General features: G+C 60.3%; 16 protein-coding genes. 8 read left to right on the plus strand and 8 right to left on the minus strand.

Annotation, left to right across the window (positions count from 1 at the left end):
- Nucleotides 1-2 precede the first annotated feature (2 nt).
- The 7 genes from CRO23_RS01325 to CRO23_RS01355 form a co-directional block, all read right to left on the minus strand.
- Complete coding sequence (locus CRO23_RS01325) at nucleotides 3-482, minus strand: type II toxin-antitoxin system VapC family toxin (RefSeq protein WP_016930378.1); 480 nt, start codon at nucleotides 480-482, stop codon at nucleotides 3-5.
- On the minus strand, nucleotides 479-742 hold the full coding sequence (locus CRO23_RS01330) for a FitA-like ribbon-helix-helix domain-containing protein (RefSeq protein WP_004930730.1): 264 nt from the start codon (nucleotides 740-742) through the stop codon (nucleotides 479-481). The genes CRO23_RS01325 and CRO23_RS01330 overlap by 4 nt, the downstream gene beginning before the upstream one ends.
- Nucleotides 743-868: 126 nt before the next feature.
- Complete coding sequence (gene pckA / locus CRO23_RS01335; RefSeq protein WP_097101264.1) at nucleotides 869-2,488, minus strand: phosphoenolpyruvate carboxykinase (ATP); 1,620 nt, start codon at nucleotides 2,486-2,488, stop codon at nucleotides 869-871.
- A 194-nt stretch (nucleotides 2,489-2,682) separates the two neighbouring features.
- On the minus strand, nucleotides 2,683-3,561 hold the full coding sequence (gene hslO, locus CRO23_RS01340; RefSeq protein WP_097101266.1) for an Hsp33 family molecular chaperone HslO: 879 nt from the start codon (nucleotides 3,559-3,561) through the stop codon (nucleotides 2,683-2,685).
- Nucleotides 3,562-3,586: 25 nt separating this feature from the next.
- A complete protein-coding gene (gene hslR, locus CRO23_RS01345; protein ID WP_016930377.1) occupies nucleotides 3,587-3,994 on the minus strand; it encodes a ribosome-associated heat shock protein Hsp15 in 408 nt (135 codons plus the stop codon).
- Entirely contained in the window at nucleotides 3,991-4,671 is a 681-nt protein-coding gene (gene yrfG, locus CRO23_RS01350) for a GMP/IMP nucleotidase (RefSeq protein WP_016930376.1), read from the minus strand. The genes hslR and yrfG overlap by 4 nt, the downstream gene beginning before the upstream one ends.
- Before the next feature lie 97 nt (nucleotides 4,672-4,768).
- A complete protein-coding gene (locus CRO23_RS01355) occupies nucleotides 4,769-6,904 on the minus strand; it encodes an intracellular growth attenuator family protein (RefSeq protein WP_028127610.1) in 2,136 nt (711 codons plus the stop codon).
- Nucleotides 6,905-7,348: 444 nt separating this feature from the next.
- Between CRO23_RS01355 and nudE the strand changes: the two genes are divergently transcribed.
- A complete protein-coding gene (nudE, locus tag CRO23_RS01360; RefSeq protein ID WP_015379304.1) occupies nucleotides 7,349-7,903 on the plus strand; it encodes an ADP compounds hydrolase NudE in 555 nt (184 codons plus the stop codon).
- Between the two features lie 51 nt (nucleotides 7,904-7,954).
- Here nudE and mrcA read toward each other — a convergent pair whose 3' ends face one another.
- Nucleotides 7,955-10,513: a peptidoglycan glycosyltransferase/peptidoglycan DD-transpeptidase MrcA gene (gene mrcA, locus CRO23_RS01365; RefSeq protein WP_031300057.1), complete on the minus strand. Its 2,559-nt coding sequence runs from the start codon at nucleotides 10,511-10,513 to the stop codon at nucleotides 7,955-7,957.
- 121 nt (nucleotides 10,514-10,634) lie between these two features.
- Between mrcA and pilM the strand changes: the two genes are divergently transcribed.
- From pilM to aroB, 7 genes are all read left to right on the plus strand, one after another.
- Nucleotides 10,635-11,468, plus strand: a complete 834-nt coding sequence (gene pilM, locus CRO23_RS01370) for a pilus assembly protein PilM (RefSeq protein ID WP_033639214.1) — start codon at nucleotides 10,635-10,637, stop codon at nucleotides 11,466-11,468.
- Entirely contained in the window at nucleotides 11,468-12,007 is a 540-nt protein-coding gene (locus CRO23_RS01375; RefSeq protein WP_097101268.1) for a PilN domain-containing protein, read from the plus strand. The genes pilM and CRO23_RS01375 overlap by 1 nt, the downstream gene beginning before the upstream one ends.
- Nucleotides 12,000-12,494 (plus strand): hypothetical protein, encoded by a 495-nt coding sequence (locus CRO23_RS01380; RefSeq protein ID WP_049300723.1) that lies wholly within the window; start codon nucleotides 12,000-12,002, stop codon nucleotides 12,492-12,494. The genes CRO23_RS01375 and CRO23_RS01380 overlap by 8 nt, the downstream gene beginning before the upstream one ends.
- A complete protein-coding gene (locus CRO23_RS01385; RefSeq protein ID WP_097101269.1) occupies nucleotides 12,487-12,846 on the plus strand; it encodes a HofP DNA utilization family protein in 360 nt (119 codons plus the stop codon). The genes CRO23_RS01380 and CRO23_RS01385 overlap by 8 nt, the downstream gene beginning before the upstream one ends.
- Nucleotides 12,843-14,087 carry a DNA uptake porin HofQ gene (hofQ, locus tag CRO23_RS01390; RefSeq protein ID WP_049300722.1) on the plus strand — a complete coding sequence of 415 codons (1,245 nt, stop codon included), beginning with the start codon at nucleotides 12,843-12,845 and terminating at the stop codon, nucleotides 14,085-14,087. The genes CRO23_RS01385 and hofQ overlap by 4 nt, the downstream gene beginning before the upstream one ends.
- A gap of 349 nt (nucleotides 14,088-14,436) precedes the next feature.
- Nucleotides 14,437-14,958: a shikimate kinase AroK gene (aroK, locus tag CRO23_RS01395; RefSeq protein WP_004391482.1), complete on the plus strand. Its 522-nt coding sequence runs from the start codon at nucleotides 14,437-14,439 to the stop codon at nucleotides 14,956-14,958.
- A 106-nt stretch (nucleotides 14,959-15,064) separates the two neighbouring features.
- Entirely contained in the window at nucleotides 15,065-16,165 is a 1,101-nt protein-coding gene (aroB, locus tag CRO23_RS01400; RefSeq protein WP_016930366.1) for a 3-dehydroquinate synthase, read from the plus strand.
- Nucleotides 16,166-16,243 lie beyond the last annotated feature (78 nt).

Below are 16,243 nucleotides of genomic sequence, written 5' to 3' on the forward strand. Positions count from 1 at the left end.
CGTCAGGACTTTCTGCTCATCACGTAGTATTCCGCCGCATCTTCATGCAACCGACGGCCGGTCGGCGCCTGCCACGGATCGATTAACTCGATGCCGCAGTGGAGGAAGTCTTTGGTATTGCGGGTGGCCAGGGCGGCGCCGTAATGCAGGCAGGTGGCGGCGATTTGGGTATCCGGCACGCTCATCGCTTTACCCAGCAGCCGATTCCTTGCCGTCAATTCCGCGTATTGCATCGCGCACAGCCCATCAAACGGCAATATCTGCCCCTCGAACTTCAATTCAATGGCGTCCGCCAATTTCAGCTTGAGATCCCGCTGGCGCTTGCCGTCAGGCATGCAGGCGACGCCGCTAAACAGTTCGGCGAGGACAATGGCGCTGAGATAGAGCTCGTCATTGTCCTTTTCATTTAACCAGTTAATGACGTTGTAGTACGGGCTGGGACGCAGCGTTTCTGAAATGACGTTGGTGTCGATAATGATCATGCGTTGTCATCTTCATCATCAAAGGTGACGATGCGTGGCGGCACGGCGTCACGCGGTGGGATCTCCAGCTCAACGCCGCCGAATTCGGCGAAGTGCTGATGCATCCAGGTACCCAATCCATAGCGCGGCGGCTTTTTCACCAGCGCCTGTTTCAGGATCATGCGCGCTTCCTCTTCCATGGAATGGCCGTTTTTCGCCGCTGAGATACGCAGCAGCTCTTTGATTTCGTCGTCCAGATTTCTGACGGTGATAGTAGCCATTGAAACCTCCTTTGCTATCAATGATTGCATTGACTTATTTTCTCGTCTTGCCGGTTAAAAAGCAATCAATTGAAATAAAAAAAGGCGCGGGATCCGCGCCTTAGCTGAAGAGGTAACGTTACCGAATTACAGCTTCGGGCCGGCGCTAACCAGCGCGGTGCCCGCAGGCGTGTCGGTGTATTTGTCGAAGTTGGTGATGAAGCGCTCGGCCAGATCCTGCGCTTTTTCCTGCCACTGCTCGAGGCTGGCGTAGGTGTTGCGCGGATCGAGGATTTCCGGGTTCACGCCCGGCAGCGCGGTCGGCATCGCCAGATCGAAGATAGGCAGAGTGACGGTTTCCGCCTTGTCGATTTCACCGCTCAGGATGGCGTCGATGATGCCGCGCGTATCTTTGATCGAGATGCGTTTGCCGGTGCCGTTCCAGCCGGTGTTGACCAGGTAAGCCTGGGCGCCGGCGGCCTGCATGCGTTTCACCAGCACTTCGGCGTACTGCGTCGGGTGCAGCGACAGGAACGCGGCGCCGAAGCAGGCGGAGAAGGTTGGCGTCGGTTCAGTTACGCCACGCTCGGTGCCGGCCAGTTTGGCGGTGAAGCCGGACAGGAAGTGGTACTGAGTCTGGTTGGCGGTCAGGCGCGATACCGGCGGCAGCACGCCGAAAGCGTCGGCGGTCAGGAAGATCACCTTGGTGGCGTGACCCGCCTTGGACACCGGCTTGACGATGTTCTGGATATGATAGATCGGGTAAGAAACGCGGGTATTCTCGGTTTTCGAACCGTCGTTGAAGTCGATGCTGCCGTCGGCCAGCACGGTGACGTTTTCCAGCAGCGCATCGCGTTTGATGGCGTGGTAGATGTCCGGTTCGGCTTCTTCAGACAGCTTGATGGTCTTGGCGTAGCAGCCGCCTTCGAAGTTGAACACGCCGTCGTCGTCCCAGCCGTGCTCGTCATCGCCGATCAGCTGACGCTTAGGATCGGTGGAGAGGGTGGTCTTGCCGGTGCCGGACAGGCCAAAGAACACCGCCACGTCGCCTTTCTCGCCCACGTTGGCCGAGCAGTGCATCGAGGCGATGCCTTTCAGCGGCAGCAGGTAGTTCATCATCGAGAACATGCCTTTCTTCATTTCGCCGCCGTACCAGGTGCCGCCGATCAACTGCATGCGCTCGGTCAGGTTGAAGGCGACGAAGTTCTCCGAGTTCAGGCCTTGCTGCTGCCAGTTCGGGTTGGTGCACTTGGCGCCGTTCATCACCACGAAGTCCGGCTCGAAGTCAGCCAGCTCTTCGTCGCTCGGGCGGATAAACATGTTTTTCACGAAGTGCGCCTGCCAGGCCACCTCGGTGATGAAGCGCACTTTCAGGCGCGAGTCGGCGTTGGCGCCGCAGAAGGTATCCACCACGAACAGGCGTTTGCCGGACAGTTGTTCGGTGACCAGGTGTTTCAGATCGGCCCACACTTCCGGGCTGAGGGGTTTGTTGTCGTTTTTGCCTTTGCCCTGATCGGCCCACCACACGGTATCGCGGGTGATGTCGTCGCGGACGATGTATTTGTCTTTCGGCGAGCGGCCGGTGAAGATGCCGGTATCGACGGAGACGGCACCCAGCTTGGTGACTACCCCACGCTCAAAACCTTCCAGAGATGGGTCTGTTTCTTCCTTAAACAGCAGTTCATAGCTCGGGTTGTGAACGATTTCGCTAACGTCGTGAATGCCGTAAGCGGCCAGATCCTGAGGGGTTATACCTTTAACGCGCATGTTACTACTCCTTGGTCACAGAATTTCTGGCGGCAATTGTAGGGATCTAACGGTGCGTAACCGCGATGGGTATCAAATATTTAACGTTTTAGGCGGTATTTCGTTACGATCTGAGAGATAGCACACGGAAAAAAGCAAACGTGCAAACGACGGGCGTTGGCGGGCGCCGGGCGCGCCCGCCGAAAGGGTGTCACTTAGTGCAACTGGTCGCTTTCGCCGGTGTTACCCGCATACAACGCGGCAACATCAACCGGGTCAAAGACATAGTGGCTGCCACAGTAGTCGCAGTGCATGTCGATGTTGCCGTCCTGCTCCAGCATGTCCGCCACTTCGTCGGTCGGCAGGGTCAGCAGCGCGTCGGCGCAACGCTGGCGAGAACAGGTGCAGCGGAACTGCACGTCCTGCGGTTCGTACAAGGTGACCTCTTCCTGATGGTACAGGCGGTACAACACTTCGTTGGCCGGCAGGCCGAACAGCTCTTCGCTTTTGACCGTGTTGGTCAGTTGCACCAGATGATCGAAATCATCGAGGTTGCCGTCCTGCGCCGGCAGCACCTGCAGCAGCATACCGGCCGCCGCGGCGTTGCCTTCCGCTTCGCCGGTGCGAATGAACAGGCGGGTTGGCAGCTGCTCGGACTGGCGGAAGTAGGCTTCCAGGCATTCGGCCAGGGTTTCACCTTCCAGGCCGACGACGCCCTGATAGCGCTCGCCTTCCGTCGGGGAAATGGTGATGACCATGACGCCGTTGCCGATCATCTGATGCAAGGTGCTGTCGTCGGCGATAGGCGCCTGGGTGCGCGCAACGCCGCGCATCTCCTGGAGGTTGTTGCCGTTGATCACCGCCAGCTTCAGCGGGCCGTCGCCTTGCAGCTGAACGGTAATGTCGCCGTCGAACTTCAGGGTCGCGGTCAGCAGACTGGTGGCGACCAGCAGTTCACCCAGCAGCTTTTGCACCGGCGCCGGGTAGTCGTGGTTATTCAGGATCTGCTGATAGGTTTCGCTGACGGTAACCAGCTCGCCGCGCACCGCGTAGTTTTCAAACAGGTAACGGTGCAATTGGTCATGGTTGGACATAATCTTCTCTCATTGCGGTGAGGGCTTATTCCGGCTCACCAAATTTAAATTTCATCAGGTCGCGCCGCTCCTTTTTGTCCGGACGACGGTCCGGATGCGGCATGGTCAACGCGTTCATCTTGCGCGCCAGCGCCATTTTTTCGCGGTTGGCGATGCTGGCTTCGGTTTCCTGATACATTTGCTGCGCCTCGCCGGCGCCGCGGCGTTGGCTGGTCAGCGCCAGCACGATCACCGTACGTTCTTCGTTGCCCTGCCGCAGCTTGAGCTCGGCGTTAAGTTCGACAATCTTGCTCGGCTTGCCACGCTGGCCGTTGTAATGCACCTTGCCGCCGTCGATCATTTCGCGCGCCAGCGCGCGGGTCTTGTAGAAGCGTGCGGCCCACAGCCATTTATCCAGCCGAACCGCGTCGTCGCGCGTCGCTTTGTCCTTCATGCTTCCCCCTTGGCCAGCGCCGGTATCAACAGGCGATAGTCGCGCATCGACGGATGGCGCTGGAAGCTTTTCTCCGCCGTGCTGGAGTCCGGGTTTTGCACGCCCAGGCAGTAACGAATGCCGAAAGTGCGCGCCGCGTCGAGGATCGGCTCGCCGTCGTCGACAAACAGCGTGCGCTGCGGGTTGAACCCGGTGTGCTGTTGCACCGCCTGCCACAGACGCTGATCTTCTTTCGGATAACCAAATGTGTGGGTGGAAAACAATAAATCAAGGTGCCGATCCAGACCGGTATGCTCGATTTTCACCGCCAGGCTGTGCGGATGGGCGTTGGTCAGCAAAATGGTTTGCAGGCCGGCGCCGCGCAGCGCCCGTAAAAACGGCTCGGTATCCTCGCGCAGCCGGGCGCGGCTGCCCACTTCGCTGGTCATGCGGTAGATATCCAGATCCAACCGCTCGCTCCAGTAATCGAAGCAATACCAATTCATGGTGTGCTGCACCGCCTGATATTCCCGCTCAATGATATGACGGGCTTCGTCAAACGGAATGGCGCGCCTTTCGCTCAGCGCTTGCGGCACCAGGCTGAGCCAGAAGTGACTGTCGAATTCCAGGTCCAGCAAGGTGCCGTCCATATCCAGCAGCACGGTATCGATCTGCGGCCAATCAAATTCGGGAACCATAAAAACTCCACGGGCGGACCGACGGGCGGTCCGCAGATGAGAATAATAGCGTTAGCGTAGCATAAGCAGATGACAGGGCGGAGGCCCGGCGTCAGGTTCAGGCCATCGGCCGCATCGACATCGGATTGATCTGCGGATTGAAGCAGCTGTCGTAGTACCGCTGGATATCGGCGACGCGGTGCTGATTGATGCGCCGACGCTGCACCAGCCGCCAGGCGTTATAGCCCAGGCTGACGACCACCGCCAGCAACAGCAGGCTGGTGCCGAGGTAGCGCCACAGGGTGATCATGTCCGGTTCGCTGTGCAGTGCCACGTGGCGGGTGCCGTTGGCATCGACGCTGAGGCTGGTGATTACCCCTTGCGCCTGGAACGGGGTATGCAGCAACAGAGTGGAAAGGCGCTGCAGCTCATTCCACTGGTCGAGGGCGTTGTATTCGCTCTGCGGCGCTGAAGACTGCGGATGGCTGACCAGCTGGCGGCCTTCATCGCTGCGGATCAGGAAACCGCCCGGCGGCGGGCTGTTGAGCGCCGCGGCGGCCAGGCGCGTTTCATTGAAGATGAACGACGACGTGGCCACTTTGGTCAGGCTTTCCAGCGACTCTGCGCTTACCGGGCGCAGCAGGACGTTGACGCCTTGCAGCGCGCCGGATCTGGCGCGTTTCACCAGGCCGCTCCAGTTTTTGGCGTTGCCCAGGTTGACCAAGGCGTTTTTTAACCGCACGCAGTCGTTTTCTGCCTGGCACAAATCCTGTGTTTTCAGAACGATATCAGAGAAGTCATCCAACAGAATCATGCCGGATTTCTCGATGGCGCTGGCCAGCTGCGGGTTGACCTTCTGATCGGCGCCGCTCGGATGCAGCTGGCTGTTGACCGTGGCCAGCAGGGCCGTCGCTTTGTCTATGACTTCCGATTCCGGCTGCGGCAACGGGGCGGCGTTGTTCCAATAGATGCCGGAGCAGTCGAACGGCGCAAAATTGACGGTGCCGCCGCCGTTGGCCGGCGGCGGCACATAGCACATGCCGCTGCCGCGCACTTTCAGCGTGTCGCCGATGCGCAGCGGCGTGGCTTCCAGGGCTTGCACGCTGGTCACTTCCACTTTTTGCGCACCCTGCAGCCAGGCCATGCTGAGGGTCAGCGGCAGGTTGAGCGGAATATAGATCAGCAGCAACAGCAGTACCAGCGCCGAGCTGGCGACCAGCACCGCGTTGCGGCCCCACTGCTGCAGCGGGAAATTCTTCACTTCGTCATGCAGCGAGAGGAAGCGCCCCTGGCGCACTACCTGCCGATTGAGGTAGACGTCCACATCGGTGGTCTTGCCCAGATCCTGCGTCAGGTACGGCTGCCAATGTGGCGGGTAGATAAGATCGATGATGCCGAGCGAAATGTTGCTGATCTGCCCCTGATCGGACTCGCCGAACAGGCCCCAGCGCTTCGGCGTGCCGCGCAGGCAGTGGATCTCTTTCAGCTCACGCGACGCCGGACGGCGGAACAGGTTCCAGCATCCCCAGGCGATCATCAGCACCGCCACAAAAATCATCCAGGGGATAACCAGCACCGGGCTTATCAGGCTGAAGAACAGCAGCAGCAGCGCGGCGGAGATGATGACGGCTTCACGGATGCCGTTCGGCCGGTTCAGCGCATGCTCTTCCGGCGTTTCCTTGCGAATATTGACCAGCTCGACATGCTCGCTCTCTTCCTTGCGGATGGACGCGTTTTTGGTCGGCGTGGCGGCCACTACCGGCGGCTGCGGCCGATCGTGAATATGATCTTTCAGCGAGTGTCCGTTGAGCGAAATCACCAGCGGCAGCGTCTGGGTTCTGATCACTTCCACATGGTTGTCGGCGGTGATATAGGGTTCCCAAAACGGCGGCAGATGTACCTCTTCCGCGTCGAGGTAATAGCGCCATTTATTGGGGTCGTCGCTGGCCAGCCCGTAGCGGGTAATGGCGTGCGTGACCGGATATACGTTATCGCTTTGCGGTGTGAGCGCCAGCTTGGCCGCGGGCAGCGTAGCGCCGCCGCCGGGCAACAGTTTGTTGCTCAGCTTGTTTTGCTGATTGAGATAGAACTCGACCGCGGCGCGCTCTTCGTCGGTCAGCTTGCGGTGGGCAGGCTTGATAAACGGCAATGCGTGCGCCAGCGCCGACGGGTTGCGGGCCTTGAACCACAGGTACAGGCCGGCGGCAATCAGGCAGACAAGCACTAAGGCCAATATCAACACTATTGTGCTCATGCAATCCCCATCTCACACCCGTGAATTTCGCCAACCTGATGAAAAGCTGAATATTATACGGAGTAAACCGCCAGGAGGCACCCAGAACTAATGAGGGAACAAACAGATTCTCGCTCTGGATCTCATTCCTTCATGACGCAAGGCCATTTTATCACTGATTCTTGCCTGCGTGATACTAGCAACCGGTCTCTGCCGTCGATATCGGTATTATCCTATTTTCTTGCGCGCTGTTTGCTGAATCAGTACGGAAAATCGCCGGCCGCTGGCTACGCTTGTTAAAAGAAAGTAAATTACTGTTCATGCGCGTTGCGGCGGAGCTTGCCCTTAACGCACAATGTGATCAGGATCGAATTTGGTCAGCGTTTGAGCGCCAACGAGCCGTGCGTTACGCCAATCATTTTTTCGGTTGCCCGTCCGCGCCTGGGTAACCTCTTTGAGGCAATCATGGATAAACACCTGCAAAAACCTAAAATTCTGAAAGTGGAAACGGTCGCGCGTTCGCGTTTGTTTAACGTCGAGTCGGTCGATTTGGAATTCAGCAACGGTGTTCGGCGGGTGTATGAACGCATGCGGCCTTCGGATCGCGAAGCGGTGATGATCGTGCCGGTGATTGGCGATGACCTGCTGCTGATCCGCGAATATGCGGTCGGCACCGAATCCTATGAGCTGGGGTTCCCGAAAGGGCTGATCGATCCCGGCGAAGGGGTGCTGGAGGCGGCCAACCGCGAGCTGATGGAAGAGGTGGGGTACGGCGCGAAACGCTTTGATTTTCTCAGTAAGCTGACGATGGCGCCGTCCTACTTTTCCAGCAAAATGAATATCGTGCTGGCGCACGATCTCTATCCGCAGAGCCTGGAGGGGGATGAGCCGGAGCCCTTGCCGCAGGTGCGCTGGCCGATCGCCAACATGATGGCGCTGCTGGCGGAACCGGATTTCCGTGAGGCGCGCAACGTCAGCGCGCTGTTCCTTTCCGAGGCATTTTTGCGCGCGTCGCGCTGATACGCTTCACGCCGAATAAAAAAAGGGCCAGATTTCTCTGGCCCTTTTCGATCAGAACAGCTCGTGGCTTTCACCGCCCGGATCGGTCAACGTGGTGCCGGTATCGCGCGATGGGTAGTCCGTCGGCTGCGTTCCTTCGATGAAGTACTCGGAACGGCTGCCGCCGCCACCGCCAGAGAGCTTGCCGCTGCTCTTGTCGATGGTGACGCTGATGATGCCCGGCGGCGGCGTGACTTTCTGCTCTGGGATGCCTTCCAGCGCGGTTTTCATAAAGTCGTCCCACGCCGGCTGGGCGCTCTTGGCACCGCCTTCACCGCCGGAAATCTGATCCGGGATGGCGCCGGATACCGTCGAACGGCCCAGGTCGCGGCGGTGATCGTCGAAACCGATCCACACCGAGGTCACGGTATCCGGGCCATAGCCTGAGAACCAGGCGTCCTTGGAACTGTTGGTGGTACCGGTTTTGCCGCCGATATCATGACGTTTCAGATCGCGGCCGGCGCGCCAGGCGGTACCCATCCAACCCGGTTCGCCGAAGATGTTGCTGTTCAGCGCGTCGTGGATCAGGAAGGCCAGCTGTGTGCTGATGACGTGCGGCGCATACTGTTGATCGCCGTCCTGCTGTACCTGAGCCGGGGTGACTTGCTCCAGCTGAGGCATCGGCACCGTGCTGTTGTTGCCTTCCTGCGAGGTGGCGACGTTTTCGATGTTGTCGTCGGACAGCACCGCCGAACGGTGGGTGTCGCCGTAGATCACCGGCAGGTTACAGCTGCCGCACACCACTTTCGGTTTGGCTTCGAACACCGTATTGCCGTTATCGTCTTCAATTTTGGTGATGAAGTACGGGTCGACCAGATAACCGCCGTTCGCCAGCACCGCGTAGCCGCGCACCAGCTGCATCGGGGTGAAGGAGGCGGACCCCAGCGCCAGCGATTCGGTATGCACGATATTCTGCGCCGGGAAGCCGAAGCGCTGCAGATATTCCGCCGCGTAGTCGACGCCCATCGCGCGCATCGCACGCACCATCACCACGTTCTTCGACTGCCCCAGCCCCTGTCGCAGGCGAATCGGGCCGTCGTAGGTCGGCGGCGAGTTCTTCGGCCGCCAGTCGGTGCCGGCGCCGGCATCCCAACGGGTAATCGGCAAGTCATTCAGAATGGTGGCCAGCGTCAGGCCTTTATCCATCGCGGCGGTGTACAGGAACGGTTTGATGTTCGAGCCCACCTGACGCAGAGCCTGCGTGACGCGGTTGAACTTGCTCTGATTGAAGTCGAAGCCGCCAACCAGCGCTTTCACCGCGCCGTCGTTCGGGTTGATAGAGACCAGCGCCGAGTTGACGTCCGGCACCTGCGACAGCCACCAGGCTTCGTTCACTTTACGCACCCACACTTGCTGGCCGGCCTGCACTACGTCGGTGACGCGTTTCGGCGTTGGGCCTTGCTGAGTGTCCGAACGGTATGGGCGTGCCCAGCGCATGGTCGCCATCGGTAGGGCAATACTGCTGCCGTCGGCCAGCATCGCCGTCGCTTCCTGCGGGTTGGCGGCGGTGATCACCGCCGGCGCCAGCGGGCCGTAGTTCGGCAGGTTTTTCAGCGAATCGACAATCTGTTTGCGATCCCAGGCCGCTTCGCCGACTTTCCACAACACGTTGGATGGGCCGCGGTAACCGTGGCGCATGTCATAGGCCAGCACGTTGTTGCGTACCGACTCCTGCGCCGCCAACTGCAGCCGTTTGGTGACGGTGGTGTAAACCTTGTAACCGTCGGTATAGGCGTTTTCACCGTAACGCTTGATCATCTCCTGACGCACCATCTCGGAGAGATACGGCGCGGAGAAGCTGATTTCCGGCGCATGGTAATTGGCGACCAGATCTTCGGAGCGCGCCTGATCGTACTGCGCCTGCGTGATGTAGTGTTCGTCCAGCATGCGCGACAGCACCACGTTGCGGCGGGCAACGGCGCGATCGTGCGAATAGAGCGGGTTGAAGGTGGACGGCGCTTTCGGCAGGCCGGCGATGGTCGCCATTTCGCTCAGGGTCAGCTGGCTGACGTCTTTGCCGAAATAGACCTGCGCGGCGGCGCCTACGCCGTAGGCGCGGTAACCCAGATAGATCTTGTTCAGATACAGCTCAAGGATTTCATCCTTGGTGAGCATCTGCTCGATGCGCACCGCCAGGAAGGCTTCCTTGATTTTACGCATCAGGGTGCGTTCCGGGCTTAAGAAGAAGTTACGCGCCAGCTGTTGGGTGATGGTACTGGCCCCCTGCGAAGCGTGGCCGGAGACCAACGCGATGGAGGCGGCGCGGAAGATGCCGACCGGATCGACGCCATGGTGATCATAGAAGCGGCTGTCTTCGGTGGCGATGAATGCGTGCACCATCACCGGTGGAATTTGATCCAGTTTCAGCGGAATGCGGCGCTTCTCGCCGTATTGGGCGATCAGTTCGCCATCGGCGCTGTAGACCTGCATCGGTATCTGCAGCCGCACATCTTTCAGCGTTGCGACGTCGGGCAGCTGCGGCTCGACATATTTGTACAAGCCGAAAATCGAGGCTGCTCCCAGCACGATGCAACATACTGCAAGGATTAGTAAATACTTTACGAACTTCACCTGAGATTTCCCATTTCTAAGTCATTTGGGCAGTTTATAAACAACCGCGCGGTAGTATAAAGGCAAGCCTGCGACATGGATATGTTCTTTTATCATCTGATGTTATGGAGGCTTGCGAAACATGTTCCCTCAAGCATGGCAGGTGGGGCTGGATATACAAATCGACTGCGTGCGGGCGGTGGCGGCCCAACGCCGCCGCAACGGCTGGCAGTTGCGCCACTGGTGGCAGCAGGCGCTGCCGCAGGCGGTTTTACGCGATGGCTGTCTGGAACCTTCCGAATTCCTGATCCGGGCGCTGCGGCAATGGCGCGTCCAACTGCCGCGACATATTTCCTTACGCATTGCCCTGCCGGCGCAGCGCGTGTTGCAGCAACGCATGGCGCAGCCGGACGTGCGGCTGCGCGAGCCGGAACGCAGCGACTATATCGGCGGCCACGGTGTGAAGCAGTTTCCGCTCGATGGCCAGACGCTGGCGCTCGACTATCGCACCGCGCCGGCGGATGAGGCGGCGCTGTTGCTGACCGCCGCGCGGCGGCAGGAGCTGCAGCAGTGGCTGCATTGTCTGCGTCAGGCTGGCCTGCATCCGCAAGCGGTCGATATCACCCCCTGCGCGCTGCGGATGATGGCGACGGCGGCAGGCGTGCCGCCCGCTGCGGGGCTGATGCACCGTCTCGAACGAGAATGGCTGTGGGTGGCGCCGGCCGACGGCGCGTTCGCTTTTGGTCTGGCGCCGGGCGACGATGACGCGCAGGCGCTGCGGGCGCTGCAAGCTCAGATGCCGGCGGGCGACGATCGGCCGGTCTATGCCGGCAGCGTGCTGGCGGGAGCCTTGCCCGCCGGTTGCCTTGCCTGGTCGCCGCTCAGCGCCTTCACGCAGCTGCGTCCGCCGTTGCCTGCGCATCCTTCGGCGTTCGCGTTGGCCGGTGGCCTGGCGCTGCGCGAGGAGGATCGCTGATGTATCAGGTCAACTTTCTGTCCTGGCGACAACGCCGCGATCGGCGACGCGGCTATTTCTGGTTGGGCGTGCTGATGTTGCAGGTAACGGCACTGCTGCTGGCGCTGTTCCTGGTCGCCGGCCAATTGCGTCACCAACAGGCGCAGCGGCAGGCGCGGCTGGCGATGCTGGGTGAAGAGCTGGCGGCACTGACGTTGCTCGCCCGTCAGCAACAGCAAGAGCGGGCGCAGCGGGCGCTGCAGCGCGCCCGCGCCGAACGGCAGGCGAGCAACGCCCAGCATAACCGGCGTTATTTTCATCTGCTGCAGCAATTGTCCTCCAGCATTCCTCCACCGCTGTGGCTCACGGCGCTGGAGAGCGATGCGGTGAACGGCCTGCGGCTGCGTGGATTGAGCCGTTCTCCTGCGGCCATCACGCAGTTCGAACGGCGGCTGGCGGGGATGCCTGCGTTGCCGCGGTTGCGTTTGGCTGAGGTGGCGCAACGCGACGACGGCCTGTACACCTTTCATCTGGCGGCGCAGTGGGGGCGTGATGGATAACCGTTTGTCATCCGGGCTGCGCCTCTGGCTGAGCTTGCCGGGCTGGCTATTGCTGCTGTCGCAAGGGTTGGGTATCGGCACGTTGGCGCTGTTGGGCGGTGGCTGGATGCTGCAAGACGAATGGCGTCAGCGGGAAAGCGCGGGGGAGCGGCAACAGCGCCTGTTGCAACAGATCGCCATGGTGCAACGCCAACTGGACGAGGTGCCGGAAACCGCTATCCCGGCGGCGCCGCTTCCTCCGTCCACCAACGGCGATCTGGCGAGCGTGCTGCAACGGGCGGGAGGCGCCTTGTTGCGCTGGCAGCGGCAGGAAAAACCGCCGCGGCAAACGCTGAGCTTGCGCATTGACTACGCCGGTTTGCTGGCGCTGCTGGAGGCGCTGCCCGCCGATTTACGCCTCGAGCAACTGAGCGTGGAGACGCCGTCCCTTGGCATGACGGCGCGGTTGGTTTTGCAGGATGCCGCCGAGGATCAGCCCAATGAGTAAAAGACCCGGCCGTTGGTGGTGGCTGCTGTGGCCATGGGCATTATGCGCTGAGCCGCGCGACCCGTTTGCGCCGCTTCCGATGTCTGCTTGTGCCCAAACGGAGGCGTCGCCGGCGAGCTGGCGACTGAAAGGCGTCATCGGGCAACCGACGCTGCGCTATGGCTGGGTGGTGACGCCGGCGGGACAATGGTTGCGCCTGCGGCCGCAGCAACGGGTGCTGGCCGAGCGCTGGCAGGTGACGCAGGTGCAGGCGCGTAGCTTGACGTTAACGGCGCTGACGGCCGAACCGGATTGCCCGGCGAGCCAGGGCGACGTCTCGCTCATGATGGACAACAAGGATGGCAAACCATGAAAGGATGTGCTGGATTGGGCGTGGCGCTGTGGTGCCTGACGCTCGGCACCGCGCAGGCGCAGGATAAGCAGCGGGTTTCCCTGGAATTTCAGGATGCGCCGGTCACGGTCATCCTGCAGGCGTTGGCGGATTATCGGCAGATGAACCTGATCGCCGCGCCCGGCGTGAGCGGCAACCTGACTCTGCGGCTGGAGAATGTGCCCTGGCCTCAGGCGCTGGCGTTGACCCTGCGCATGGGCAAACTGGCGATGACGCGGGAAGGCAACGTGATACTGATCTCGCCGGAGCCGGACGCGCAGGAAAAAAGGCAGCAGCGAGAGGCGTTGGCGCAGCGGCAACCGCTGCACAGCCTGACCCTGACGTTACAGAACGGCGATGCGGCGGAAATTGCCGAAAGCCTCAACGCCCAACGCGGCGCGTTGCTGAGCGAGCGAGGCAGCGTGTTGGCGGATAAACGCACCAATACGTTGCTGCTGCGCGACACCGCGCCAATCCTGACGCAGTTGAAAAAGCGGATAACGGAAATGGACGCGCCGCTGGCGCAGGTGCAACTGGCGGCGCATATCGTGACCATCAACCGCGAAAGCCTGCGTGAGCTTGGCGTGCGTTGGGGGTTGGCGGCCGACGACAGGCCGGCGCGGCCGTTGCGGCCGGGCAATGTCGGTGTCAATCTGCCGCTGGAACGCGGCGCCGTGAACGCCGGTTTTCATCTGGCGCGCATCAGCGGGCGTTTGTTGAGCCTCGAGCTGACGGCGCTGGAGCAGGAGAATCAGGTGGAGATCATCGCCAGTCCGCGCCTGCTGACGGCGCACCTGCAAACCGCCAGCATCAAACAGGGGACGGAGATCCCTTATGAAGTGTCGAGCGGCGCCAGCGGTGCGACCGCCATCGAGTTCAAAGAGGCGGTGCTGGGCATGGAGGTGACGCCGAAAGTGTTGCCGGACGGGCGCATCACGCTGACGCTGCACATCAGCCAAAATATGCCGGGGCGCGCCATCAGCCGCGGGGCGGGTGAGGCATTGACCATCGATAAACAAGAGATTAAGACGCAGATCACGGTGAAAAGCGGCGAAACCCTGGTGCTCGGCGGTATTTTTCAACGGCATAGCGGCAAGACGGCGGACAAGGTGCCGGGATTGGGGGATGCGCCACTGCTGGGGGGCTTGTTCCGGCAAAGCGGCGCACAACAGAAAAAACGCGAACTGGTGATCTTCATTACGCCGACTCTGATTAAGGGATAAGCGGCTGCCTGTCGGCTGGGCGGCAAATCTCCTAAAGTTGATGAGCAGATACACTTTTTTATCCCCTTGGGGGGATCTGCGTTTGACGCTGCGGCCGATTTAGCTTACAAGGGTTACCGAATTGAGCACCGAGGTTTTTTGTTAGCGTCAAGACGCCGTTAAAAACATATGGTTTCCCTCCCGCGGCGTGGATTGCGATTTATTCGGTTGCCAAACTACCAAGAGTGTTGAGATAATTTTTCGTCTGATCTCGCACTATCGCTCATGAGGTTTCAGTTTAGGTCCCGCCGCTGATTTGATTGGCGGGGCGGGTTAACATTAACGAATTGTCTTAGTAATACCGAAAAACATGGCAGAGAAACGCAATATCTTTCTGGTTGGGCCTATGGGTGCCGGCAAAAGCACTATTGGCCGTCAGTTAGCTCAGCAACTCAATATGGAGTTCTTCGACTCCGATCAAGAAATTGAGCGACGTACCGGAGCTGACGTGGGCTGGGTATTCGACGTGGAAGGGGAAGAAGGTTTCCGCGATCGTGAAGAAAAAGTCATTAATGAACTGACGGAAAAACAAGGGATTGTGTTGGCGACCGGCGGCGGTTCGGTGAAGTCGCGCGAAACGCGCAACCGTCTGTCCGCGCGCGGCGTGGTGGTCTATCTGGAAACCACGATCGAGAAGCAGCTTGCTCGTACCCAGCGTGATAAAAAACGCCCGCTGCTGCAGGTCGATTCTCCGCCGCGTGAAGTGCTGGAAGCCTTGGCGAAAGAACGCAATCCGTTGTATGAAGAGATTGCCGATGTCACCATCCGCACCGACGATCAGAGCGCTAAAGTGGTTGCCAACCAGATCATCAACATGCTGGAAAGCAACTGATTGCCGCTTTCCGCGTTCGCCGTCGGCCAATGCGGAGAACTGATTTGTGTTCCCCGCAGTTGCGGGGATCAACCACCGCCGCACCATACAGAGAACTGAGCGCGACATGGAGAGAATTACTGTAACGCTTGGGGAGCGCAGCTACCCGATTACCATCGCCGCCGGATTGTTCAACGATCCGGCTTCTTTTATGCCGTTGAAGGCGGGTGAGCAAGCGATGTTGGTCACCAACCAGACCCTGGCGCCGCTTTATCTGGAGCGTGTCCGGCAGGTGCTGGAGCAGGGCGGCGTCGTGGTGGATCAGGTGATCCTTCCTGATGGTGAGCAGTACAAATCTCTGGCAGTGTTGGAGCAGGTGTTTTCGGCGCTGCTGGAAAAACCGCACGGGCGCGATACTACGCTGATCGCCCTCGGCGGCGGCGTTGTCGGCGATCTGACCGGCTTTGCCGCCGCGTGCTACCAACGCGGCGTGCGCTTCATTCAGGTTCCCACCACGCTGTTGTCGCAGGTGGACTCTTCCGTGGGCGGCAAGACCGCCGTCAACCACCCGCTCGGCAAAAACATGATCGGCGCTTTCTATCAACCCGCTTCGGTGGTGGTTGATCTGGATTGCCTGAAAACGTTGCCGACGCGTGAACTCTCTTCCGGCCTGGCAGAAGTCATCAAATACGGGATCATCCTCGATCGCGAGTTCTTCGTCTGGTTGGAAAACAACATCGATGCGCTGATGGCGCTGGATATGCAGGCGTTGGCCTACTGTATCCGCCGCTGCTGCGAGCTCAAGGCCGAGGTTGTGGCCGCCGACGAACGCGAAAGCGGCCTGCGAGCCTTGCTGAATCTTGGCCATACTTACGGCCATGCCATCGAAGCCGAAATGGGCTACGGCGTATGGCTGCACGGCGAAGCGGTGGCTGCGGGCATGGTGATGGCGGCGGAAACCGCGCACCGTCTCGGCCAGTTCTCCGTTGAAGACATCGAGCGCATCAAAACGCTGCTGCTGCGCGCCGGCTTGCCGGTCTGCGGGCCGCAGGAAATGACGCCGGAATCCTATCTGCCGCACATGCTGCGCGACAAGAAAGTGCTGGCGGGTGAACTGCGTCTGGTGCTGCCGACCGCGATCGGTGCGGCGGAAGTGCGCGGCGGCGTAGGGCATGAGCTGGTGTTGGCGTCGATCGCCGCCTGCCTGCCTGAGCGGGCGAGTAATTAAATCGGACTAAGTAACAGTGGCTTAGCCGCCATTTGCATCTATATTAATACAGTGAGCAGAGCACGACGGGTGTCGCTT

This window comes from Serratia sp. JKS296 (assembly GCF_900215445.1).
Taxonomy (GTDB): Bacteria; Pseudomonadota; Gammaproteobacteria; order Enterobacterales; family Enterobacteriaceae; genus Serratia; species Serratia marcescens.